The organism is Paraburkholderia sp. Cy-641 (assembly GCF_011752945.1).
In the GTDB taxonomy this organism is placed as follows: Bacteria; Pseudomonadota; Gammaproteobacteria; order Burkholderiales; family Burkholderiaceae; genus Paraburkholderia.
This window is the reverse complement of record NZ_VWWM01000003.1, coordinates 180,686-190,610: the sequence shown is the minus strand read 5'-3', so window position 1 is coordinate 190,610 and position 9,925 is coordinate 180,686. Positions and strand designations below refer to the sequence as shown.

The 9,925-nt window shown below is 68.2% G+C and carries 7 protein-coding genes; 5 read left to right on the top strand and 2 right to left on the bottom strand.

The features are described 5' to 3' along the window. Together F3J20_RS03095 and F3J20_RS03090 are read right to left on the bottom strand one after the other, a co-directional pair. The coding region (locus tag F3J20_RS03095) for a nodulation protein NfeD (protein WP_167281843.1) at window positions 1-1,637 on the bottom strand (1,637 nt) is incomplete at its 3' end. 85 nt (window positions 1,638-1,722) lie between these two features. Then, window positions 1,723-2,835 (bottom strand): AraC family transcriptional regulator, encoded by a 1,113-nt coding sequence (locus tag F3J20_RS03090; protein WP_167281841.1) that lies wholly within the window; start codon window positions 2,833-2,835, stop codon window positions 1,723-1,725. 275 nt (window positions 2,836-3,110) lie between these two features. On the opposite strand from F3J20_RS03090, the gene F3J20_RS03085 reads away from it, so the two are divergent. From F3J20_RS03085 to F3J20_RS03065, 5 genes are all read left to right on the top strand, one after another. Next, complete coding sequence (locus F3J20_RS03085; protein ID WP_167281839.1) at window positions 3,111-4,244, top strand: acyl-CoA dehydrogenase family protein; 1,134 nt, start codon at window positions 3,111-3,113, stop codon at window positions 4,242-4,244. Window positions 4,245-4,480: 236 nt separating this feature from the next. Next, on the top strand, window positions 4,481-6,172 hold the full coding sequence (locus F3J20_RS03080) for an AMP-binding protein (RefSeq protein ID WP_167281838.1): 1,692 nt from the start codon (window positions 4,481-4,483) through the stop codon (window positions 6,170-6,172). 283 nt (window positions 6,173-6,455) lie between these two features. Further along, window positions 6,456-8,009 (top strand): CoA-acylating methylmalonate-semialdehyde dehydrogenase, encoded by a 1,554-nt coding sequence (locus F3J20_RS03075; protein WP_167281836.1) that lies wholly within the window; start codon window positions 6,456-6,458, stop codon window positions 8,007-8,009. Between the two features lie 38 nt (window positions 8,010-8,047). Continuing rightward, window positions 8,048-8,962, top strand: coding sequence for a 3-hydroxyisobutyrate dehydrogenase (gene mmsB, locus F3J20_RS03070; protein ID WP_167281834.1), 915 nt, complete (start codon window positions 8,048-8,050; stop codon window positions 8,960-8,962). Beyond that, on the top strand, window positions 8,959-9,774 hold the full coding sequence (locus F3J20_RS03065; protein ID WP_167281832.1) for an enoyl-CoA hydratase: 816 nt from the start codon (window positions 8,959-8,961) through the stop codon (window positions 9,772-9,774). Before mmsB ends, F3J20_RS03065 begins: the two co-directional genes overlap by 4 nt. Window positions 9,775-9,925: the final 151 nt, after the last annotated feature.

Genomic DNA, 9,925 nt, shown 5'->3' with positions numbered 1-9,925 from the left:
GTGGTGCCGCCGTCCAGCACCACGCCGATACAGCCGATCAGCGCCTCGGCGCCCGTCACGACCGGGCGCCGCCGCGCGCGCAGCGCGAGCCGCGACACGCCGAGCACGAACGCGGCGCTGAACACGACCACCGCCGCGATCAGCGGCAAGGGGATGCCGTAGCCGGGCACGTCGGTGTCCATCAGCATCATCGCGCCGATCACGAACGCGACCACGCCGCCGAAGCCGAGCGAGCCGAAGGTCGGCAAAAACGCCTCGCCGATCAGGAACGCGATGCCGAGAAACACGAGCCCGAGGCCGACGTAGCTGACGGGCAGCATCTGCATCGCGAACAGGCCGAGCAGCAGGCTGATCGCGCCGACCACGCCGGGCAGCACGAAGCCCGGATTGGCGAATTCGAAGAACAGGCCGTACATGCCGAGCATGAGCAGGATCAGCGCGACGCTCGGGTCGGTGATGACGGCGAGAAAGCGGTTGCGCCAGTCGGGTTCGAGCACGACGAGCGGCGCGTGGGCGGTGTGCAGCGTGATGCTGCCGCCCGTCGTCGCGACGGTGCGGCCGTTCAGCTGGCGCAGCAGGTCGGGCACGTCGCGCGCGACGACGTCGACGACGTGCTGCGCGAGCGCTTCCTCGTCGGACAGGCTCACGGCTTCGCGGACCGCGCGCTCGGCCCAGTCGGCGTTGCGCCCGCGCATCTGCGCGAGGCCGCGGATGTAGGCGGCCGCGTCGTGGACCTGCTTGCGCAGTTCGGTCGATTGGGTGTCGAGGGGGAGTGCGCTCGCGGCGGGCGATGGTGGTGTCGCGGCAGGCTCGGCTGCGGCTGCGGCGGTGGCGGGCGCCGATGCGCCTGAGGTGCCTGATGAACCCGATGCCAGGGGGCCGGACGCTGACGGACCGGACGCACTGCCTGACAAGGCGCGCATGTCCGGCAATTCCGGCGTGCCTGGCGTACCCGGTGTTCCCGGCGTACCCGGTAAAGCTGGCGCACCCGGCGCACCGCCGCCCGCGGGCGGCTCGGTCCCGCCGATCCCTATCTGGATCGGTGTCGCGGCGCCGAGGTTGGTGCCTGGCGCCATCGCCGCGATATGGCTTGCGTAGACGATATAGGTGCCGGCGCTCGCGGCCCGCGCGCCGCTCGGCGCGATGAAGGTCGCGACCGGCACCGGCGAGCCGAGGATCGCCTTGATGATCTGCCGCATCGACGTATCGAGCCCGCCCGGCGTATCGAGTTGCAGCACCGCGAGTTGCGCGCGCTGATTCGCGGCGCGTTGCAGGCCGCGCACGATGAAATCGGCGCTGGCCGGCCCGATCGCGCCGTTCACCGGAATCACGACGACGCTGTTCGCGGTGGCCGCCGCGTCAGGGGCGGCATGGGCCGTTTGCACCAGCGCGAAGCCTTCGCGCGCCGAAAATCCGGCCGCGAGCCCGGACGTCAATCCGGCCGCGAACCTGGCGGTGGGGCCGGCGGTGAATCCGGATGCCAGCCCAATCGCCAAGGCCAACGCCAACGCGAACCCCACCGGCAACAGCACCCCGCGCGCGCCGATGGTGCGCATCAACCGGCGCGCCGCACCGCCGCGGATAAGCGGCCTGCGCGAACCGGACTGCCGGAGCGGAAAACGCGTGGACGTGTTCATCGCCGACGGCCACCGCGCCCGCCGCTTAAGTCCGGCGAGCGCGGGCCGATACCTCGATCAAGGCTGGCCTGTTGCCTCTTAAAGCTTAGTCCGATTCCGCGCGGCGCGTGAGTCGCGTGAGGCCGGCACCGCTTGCCGGGCGATAGTCGGCCGGCCGCATGCCGGTCCATTTGCGGAACGCGCGATGAAACGCGCTCGGTTCCGCGAAGCCGACCGCGTTGGCGATGTCGGCGATCGTGCGGTGGGTGCGCTGCAATTCCGCGATCGCGATGTCGCGCCGCAGCGCGTCCTTGATCGATTGATACGTATAGCCTTCCTGCTTCAGATGCCGCCGCAGCGTTGCCTCGGCGACGTGCAGACGCGCGGCCATCTGGTCGGCGGCGGGCCAGTTCGCCGTCGGCAGCGCGCGCAGCGTCTTGCGCACGCGCGCGGCGAGCGAGCCGGCATTGCGGTATTTGACGATGAAGTTGCCCGGCGCATCGCGCAGAAACGCACGGGCCGAGCGCGCGGTCTGGATCACGGGCAGGTCGAGAAACGCCGGTTCGAGATCGACGTACGACTCGGGTTCGTCGAAATGCATCGACTCGCAGAACATCAGCCTGTATTCGTGAGCGGCGGGCGGCGCGGCGCAGCGAAAGCGCGCTTCGAGCAGCGGAATGCGCCGTCCGACGAGCCAGCACACGAGGCCGTACACGAGGATGAAATACGTGGCGTACGCGAACATCGCCGGTGCGGGCGCGCCGGGGCGTTCGACGAATTTCAGCCTCACGCGCTGACGCGTGTCCCGCAGTGAGCCCGTTCCGGGCGCTGCTTCAACCTTCGTTGCGGCACCCGTTTCGGCATTCGTTTCGATGACCGCACCGAGGTCGTCGAGCACGAGCCGCATGAAGCCGACCGCGCGCGCGAGCGCCTGCGCGCCGTTGCGCGCGCCGAGCGCCATCTGCGTCATCGCGACGAAGCTGCCGCTTTTCATCGGGTGCGAGTCCTGGCCGAAGAATTCGTCGTCGAGGGTGCGCGCGATGCCGGTCCAGAGCGCACCGTATTGCGCCGACGACACGCGGCTTTTCGACGACGCGAGCATCGGCGCGGCGATGCCGGCCGCCTCGGCAAGAGGCAGCGCATCGAGGCCGCGCGCCCTCGCGAGCGCGAGCGTTTCCTCGACGAGACTGACGGAGATCGTGCCTTTGTCGCTTTTCATGGGGGGGCGGGTCGATGCCGGCCGAGCGGGGCCGAATCTGGCAAAAGCGCTCAGTGGCGCATGGTAGCGATGCGCAAAATCCCTGTAAACACGGGGCACCGCGTATGCGCATAGTAACAGTATGGCAAAAGCGCTCAATAACAATGAGCGCAGCGAGCATCGAGAGACGCGCCCGGCTTGCCTACACTACAGCGGCAAGCCATGAGCGACGGCGGGGGGCGCGAGCGGGCACCGCGAGCACTTCGAGCCTCGTTCGCACACCCCGGGACGCAGGCATGGACAGTTTCTACACCGACGAACAACGGATGATTCGCGACGCCGCGCGCGACTTCTCCACCGGTTGCCTCGCGCCGCACGCGGCGCAATGGGATCGCGACGCGCAACTGCCGGCCGGCGTCGTCGCGCAGATGGGCGAACTCGGCTTGCTCGGCATGATCGTGCCGTCCGAGTGGGGCGGCTCCTACACCGACTACGTTGCCTACGCGCTCGCGCTCGAAGAGATCGCGGCCGGCTGCGCAGCCTGCGCGACGCTGATGAGCGTGCACAACTCGGTCGGCTGCGGGCCGATCCTCAATTTCGGCAGCGCCGCGCAGAAGGAGCGCTATCTGCGCGACCTCGCGACCGGCCGTACGATCGGCGCGTTCTGCCTGACCGAGCCGCAGGCCGGCTCCGAGGCGAACAATCTGCGCACGCGCGCGGTGCCGCGCGACGGCCACTGGATTCTCAACGGCAGCAAGCAGTTCGTGACCAACGGCGCGCGCGCGAACCTCGCGATCGTGTTCGCCGTGACCGATCCGGAGCGCGGCAAGCGCGGCCTGTCCGCGTTTATCGTGCCGACCGATACGCCGGGCTTCAAGGTCGGCAAACCGGAGCACAAGCTCGGTATTCGCGCGTCCGACACCTGCCCGATTTCGCTCGACGACTGCGCGGTGCCCGCCGCGAATCTGCTCGGCGAGCCGGGCGAGGGCCTGCGCATCGCGCTGTCGAATCTCGAAGGCGGGCGCATCGGCATCGCGGCGCAGGCGGTCGGCATCGCGCGGGCCGCGTTCGACGCCGCGCGCCGCTACGCGAGCGAGCGCGAGCAGTTCGGCAAGCCGCTCCGGGACCATCAGACGATCGCCAACATGCTCGCGGACATGGCGACGCGCCTGAATGCCGCGCGCCTGCTCGTGCATCACGCGGCGCGGCTGCGCTCGGCGGGGCGGCCGTGTTTGTCGGAGGCGTCGCAGGCGAAGCTGTTCGCCTCGGAACTGGCCGAGGAAATCTGCTCGAACGCGATCCAGATTCATGGCGGCTATGGCTATCTGGAGGATTACGCGGTCGAGCGGCATTACCGCGATGCACGCATCACGCAGATTTACGAGGGGACGAGCGAAGTGCAGCGGATGGTGATCGCGAGGCATGTTTGAGCGCAAAATAGCCTGGCCGTGGGTCGTTCGCGGCGGGCATGTGGCAACCTCGGCAGCAACTACGGCAAAAAATGGAGCGCGCAGCGCGCCATGCGCGACTGCTTTGCATGGGATCGGAGTAAGCGCTGAAACGCCAACTCCGGATCGACAACTAAAGCGCTAACTCTGATCGACCGCGTTGCATGGGATCAGAATAAGCGCTGAAGCGCTAACTCAGATCGACATTGGAGACGACGATGACAGCAGCGAAAGCCTTTCTCGACGCGCGCGATCTGCTCTTGCGCCATCGGACCGACTACGAGCGCGCGTATCGCGAATTCGCCTGGCCGACGCTGGGCGAGTTCAACTGGGCGCTCGACTACTTCGACGCAATCGCGCGCAACAACGACAACCCCGCGCTGTGGATCGTCGACGATCCGTCCAGCGACGGCCTGCGCCTCTCCTATGCGCAGATGTCGGAGCGCTCCGCGCGCATGGCGAATTTCCTGCGCGGCGCCGGTGTCGGCCGTGGTGACCGCGTGCTGCTGATGCTGCCGAACCGCGTCGAACTGTGGGACGTGATGCTCGCGGCGATGAAGCTCGGCGCGATCGTGCTGCCCGCCACCACCCAGCTTTCCGCCGACGACGTGCGCGACCGCGTGCAGATCGGCGGCGCGAAGTTCGTGGTGGCCGATAGCGCCGAACTCGCCAAGTTCGACACGCTCGACGTGCCGCTCACGCGCTTCTCGGTTGGCACGCCGCGCGAAGGCTGGACCGATCTCGCCGCCGCCCGCGAGGCATCGCCGCACTTCGCGCCCGACGGCGTCACGCGCGCGAGCGATCCGCTGCTGCTGTACTTCACGTCCGGCACGACGTCGAAGCCGAAGCTCGTCGAGCACACGCACGAGAGCTACCCGGTCGGCCATCTGTCGACGATGTACTGGATCGGCCTGCAGGCGGGCGATATCCACTGGAACATCAGTTCGCCGGGCTGGGCCAAGCACGCGTGGAGCTGCTTCTTCGCGCCGTGGAACGCGCAGGCCTGCGTGTTCGTGTTCAACTTCGCGCGCTTCGTGCCGAAGGACACGCTCGATGCGCTCGTGCGCTTCAACGTGACCACGCTGTGCGCGCCGCCCACCGTGTGGCGCATGCTCGTGCAGGAGCACCTCACCGATTATCCGGTCAAGCTGCGCGAGATCGTCGGCGCGGGCGAGCCGCTCAATCCCGAGATCATCGAGCGCGTGAAGCACGCATGGGGCATCACGATTCGCGACGGCTTCGGTCAGACCGAAACCACCTGCCAGATCGGCAACTCGCCGGGGCAGCCGGTCGTGCCGGGCTCGATGGGTCGTCCGCTGCCGGGCTACACGGTCGAACTGCTCGATGCCGACGATCAGCCGGTCAGCGAGGGCGAGATCGCCTTGCCGCTCGCCAAGCGGCCGCTCGGTCTCATGACGGGCTATGCGAACAACGCGAACGCGACGGCCCAGGCGATGCGCGACGACTTCTATCGCACCTCCGATGTCGCGCTGCGCCGCGACGACGGCTACTACGTGTACGTCGGCCGCGCCGACGACGTGTTCAAATCGTCCGACTACCGGCTGAGCCCGTTCGAACTCGAAAGCGTGCTGATCGAGCACGAGGCGATCGGCGAGGCGGCCGTCGTGCCGAGCGCCGACGCCGTGAAGCTGTCGGTGCCGAAGGCGTTCGTCACCGTGCGCCAGGGCTACGTGGCCGGGCCCGAACTGGCGCGCGCGGTGTTCGCGTTCTCGCGCGAAAAGCTCGCGCCGTACAAGCGGATTCGCCGCCTGCAATTCAGCGAATTGCCGAAGACGATCTCCGGCAAGATTCGCCGCGTCGAATTGCGGCGCCGCGAAATGGAGCGTGCGGCCGAACCCGCGCGTCTGCCCGACGAGTACTGGGAAGAGGATTTTCCCGACCTGCGTTGATCGTTGGGGGCGAGTCTCCGGAGCGTCTTTGGAACGTCAGCCGGTTGATCGTGCTGTCTGTTTGCGGGGCCGCTTGTCAGCATGATTTATCAGCACGATTTGTCAGGGCGGCTCGCAGGCTCGCTGCCCGGATCGCTTCCAGACTCGCTTGCCGGCCCGCTCACAGGATTGTTTATCGGCCCTCGTGTCGCTTCGTCCGCATCCCCATGCCGACGCGAGGCCCACGCTTTTTCCTTCCCATCGCCGTCCGGCCGCCGCGCGGCCATCGCACAGGAGTTTCAGCATGAGCATCGTTGCTTCGAACGCTTCGAACGAGAGCGGCTGCGCCGCCGCCGCTGGCGCCGTCTCCACCGTCAAGCTGCTGATCGACGGCGAATTCGTCGAATCGCAGACGACCGAGTGGCGCGACATCGTCAACCCGGCGACGCAGGCGGTGCTCGCGCGCGCGCCGTTCGCGACCGTTGCCGAAGTCGATGCCGCCGTGCGCAGCGCGCAGGCCGCGTTCAGGACCTGGAAGGACACGCCGGTCGGCGCGCGCATGCGCATCATGCTCAGGTACCAGGCACTGATTCGCGAGCATATGCCGCGCATCGCGAAGACGCTTTCCGCCGAGCAGGGCAAGACGATTCCCGATGCCGAAGGCGACATCTTCCGCGGTCTCGAAGTGGTCGAGCATGCCTGCTCCATCGGCACCTTGCAGCAGGGCGAATTCGTCGAGAACGTCGCCGGCGGCGTGGACACCTACACGCTGCGTCAGCCGCTCGGCGTATGCGCCGGCATCACGCCGTTCAACTTCCCGGCGATGATCCCGCTGTGGATGTTCCCGATGGCGCTCGTCTGCGGCAACACGTTCGTGCTGAAGCCGTCCGAGCAGGACCCGCTCTCGACGATGCAGCTCGTCGAACTCGCGCTCGAAGCCGGCGTGCCGAAGGGCGTGCTCAACGTCGTGCATGGCGGCAAGGAGGTGGTCGATGCGCTCTGTACGCACGAACTCGTGAAGGCGATTTCGTTCGTCGGCTCGACGGCGGTCGGCACGCACGTGTACCGCCTCGGCAGCGAGCACGGCAAGCGCGTGCAAGCGATGATGGGCGCGAAGAATCACGCGGTCGTGCTGCCCGACGCGAACCGCGAGCAGACGCTCAATGCGCTCGCGGGCGCCGCGTTCGGCGCGGCGGGGCAGCGCTGCATGGCGACTTCGGTCGCGGTGCTGGTCGGCAGCGCGCGCGAGTGGCTGCCCGAACTCGTCGCGAAGGCGCAGACGCTGAAGGTCAACGCGGGCCACGAGCCCGGCACCGACGTCGGCCCGGTGGTGTCGCGCGCGGCGAAGCAACGCATTCTCGGCTTGATCGACGCGGGCGTGAAGGAGGGCGCGACGCTCGCGCTCGACGGCCGCGATGTGCGGGTGCCCGGCTACGAGCAGGGCAACTTTATCGGCCCGACCGTGTTCAGCGACGTGACGACCGGCATGGAAATCTACCGCACCGAAATCTTCGGGCCGGTGCTCGTGGTGCTGAGCGTCGCGACGCTCGACGACGCGATCGCGCTCGTCAATGCCAATCCGTTCGGCAACGGCGTTGGCCTCTTTACGCAAAGCGGCGCGGCGGCGCGCAAATTCCAGAGCGAGATCGATATCGGCCAGGTCGGCATCAATATCCCGATTCCGGTGCCGGTGCCGTTTTTCAGCTTCACCGGCTCGCGCGGCTCGAAGCTCGGCGACCTCGGTCCGTACGGCAAGCAGGTCGTGCAGTTCTATACGCAGACCAAGACGGTCACGGCGCGCTGGTTCGACGACGACACCGTCAACGATGGCGTCAATACGACGATCCGCCTGCGCTGAGCGCGCACGGCGCAACGCGAAAACACGGAGACGACACCATGAAAATAGGCTTTATCGGACTCGGCAACATGGGCGCGCCGATGGCGTTGAACCTGCTTAAGGCGGGCCATGCGGTGAGCGTGTTCGACCTCAGCGCGCAGGCCGTGCGCACGCTCGCCGACGCGGGCGCGCAGGCGGCCGGCTCGCCACGGGCGGCCGCGAGCGAGGCCGAATGCGTCATCACGATGCTGCCCGCGGCGCCCCACGTGCGCAGCGTGCTGACCGCCGACGACGGCATCCTCGCCGGCATCGCGCCGGGCGTGCCGATCGTCGATTCGAGCACGATCGATCCGGCCACCGTGAAAGCCTGCGCCGAACTCGCGGCGCGTCACGGCAACGCCTTCGTCGATGCGCCGGTTTCGGGCGGCACCGGCGGCGCGGCGACCGGCACGCTGACCTTCATGGTCGGTGGCAGCGCGAGCGCGTACGAGCAGGTCAAGCCGGTGCTCTCGGCGATGGGCACGAACATCGTGCATTGCGGCGATACCGGCACGGGCCAGGTCGCGAAGATCTGCAACAACCTCGTGCTCGGCATTTCGATGGCGGGCGTCGCCGAGGCGATGTCGCTCGGCGAGGCGCTCGGCATCGATACGAAGGTGCTCGGCGGCATCATCAATACGTCGACGGGGCGTTGCTGGAGTTCGGATACGTATAACCCGATGCCGGGCGTGATCGACAGCGCGCCGTCCTCGCGTGGCTATAGCGGCGGCTTCGGCACCGACCTGATGCTGAAGGACCTCGGCCTCGCCACCGATGCGGCGCGCAGCGTGCGGCAGCCGGTCTACCTCGGCGCGCTCGCGCAGCAGCTTTATCAGACGATGAGCACCCACGGCGCGGGACGGCTGGATTTTTCGGCGGTCATCAGGCTATATCGTCAAGATGGCCGCGAAGCGAGCGGCGGGGGCGCGCGATGATCGAACTCGACTACGCGCACGACGGCGCTGTCGCGCTGCTCACGCTCCGGCGTCCGCCCGCTAATGCGTTCACGCCCGATGGCCTGCTGCAATTGCAGCGCCTCGTCGGACAATTGAACGGCGACGCGCGCGTGCGCGCGCTCGTCATCACCGGCGACGGGCCGAAATTCTTCAGCGCGGGCGCCGATCTGAACACGCTCGCCGACGGCAATCGCGAAGTCGCGCGGATCGCGGCGGCGCGCTTCGGCGCGGCGTTCGAAGCGTTGCAGAACGCGCGGCCCGTCGTGATCGCGGCGCTCAACGGCTATGCGATGGGCGGCGGGCTCGAATGCGCGCTCGCGTGCGATATCCGCATCGCCGAACAGCACGCGGTGCTGGCCTTGCCCGAGACCTCGGTCGGTCTGCTGCCGTGCGGTTGCGGCACGCAGACGCTGCCGTGGCTGGTCGGCGAGGGCTGGGCCAAGCGCATGATCCTGACCGGCGAACGTGTCGACGCGGCGACCGCGCTGCGCATCGGTCTCGTCGAGGAAGTCGTCGAGCGGGGCGCCGCGCGTGAGGCGGCACTGGCGATGGCGCAACGCGTGACGGGTCTGAGCCCGCAGGCGGTGAGCTTCAGCAAGGCACTGATCCATCAGGCGCGCCATGGGGTGCCGCGCGCGGCGGCGCTTGCGCTCGAACGCGAGCGTTTCGTCGATCTGTTCGATGGCGCCGATCAGCGCGAAGGCGTCAATGCGTTCCTCGAAAAGCGCGCGCCGCGCTGGCAGGCGAGCGAACCGCACACTGAGGCGCACGGGTCTGCCGGCGGAGCGTGATGCGGGGCCACGGCGTGGGAGCATGACGCGGGAGCGAGCTTGATCGATCGTTGCCGATGGCGGGTTGTCCAGTGGTCGCGGCGGCTGGGTGGGCCGGAATCGAGCGGTTCCGGGTGGCGCGAAATGTCGAGCGGATGGCGCGAATCGCGTA

What these genes read in the sequence shown, in the direction of transcription:
- F3J20_RS03085 (WP_167281839.1), top strand. Translation starts at nt 3,111, where the DNA reads ATGGACAGTTTCTACACCGACGAACAACGGATGATTCGCGACGCCGCG.
- mmsB (WP_167281834.1), top strand. Translation starts at nt 8,048, where the DNA reads ATGAAAATAGGCTTTATCGGACTCGGCAACATGGGCGCGCCGATGGCG.
- F3J20_RS03090 (WP_167281841.1), bottom strand. Translation starts at nt 2,835, where the DNA reads ATGAAAAGCGACAAAGGCACGATCTCCGTCAGTCTCGTCGAGGAAACG.
- F3J20_RS03075 (WP_167281836.1), top strand. Translation starts at nt 6,456, where the DNA reads ATGAGCATCGTTGCTTCGAACGCTTCGAACGAGAGCGGCTGCGCCGCC.
- F3J20_RS03080 (WP_167281838.1), top strand. Translation starts at nt 4,481, where the DNA reads ATGACAGCAGCGAAAGCCTTTCTCGACGCGCGCGATCTGCTCTTGCGC.
- F3J20_RS03065 (WP_167281832.1), top strand. Translation starts at nt 8,959, where the DNA reads ATGATCGAACTCGACTACGCGCACGACGGCGCTGTCGCGCTGCTCACG.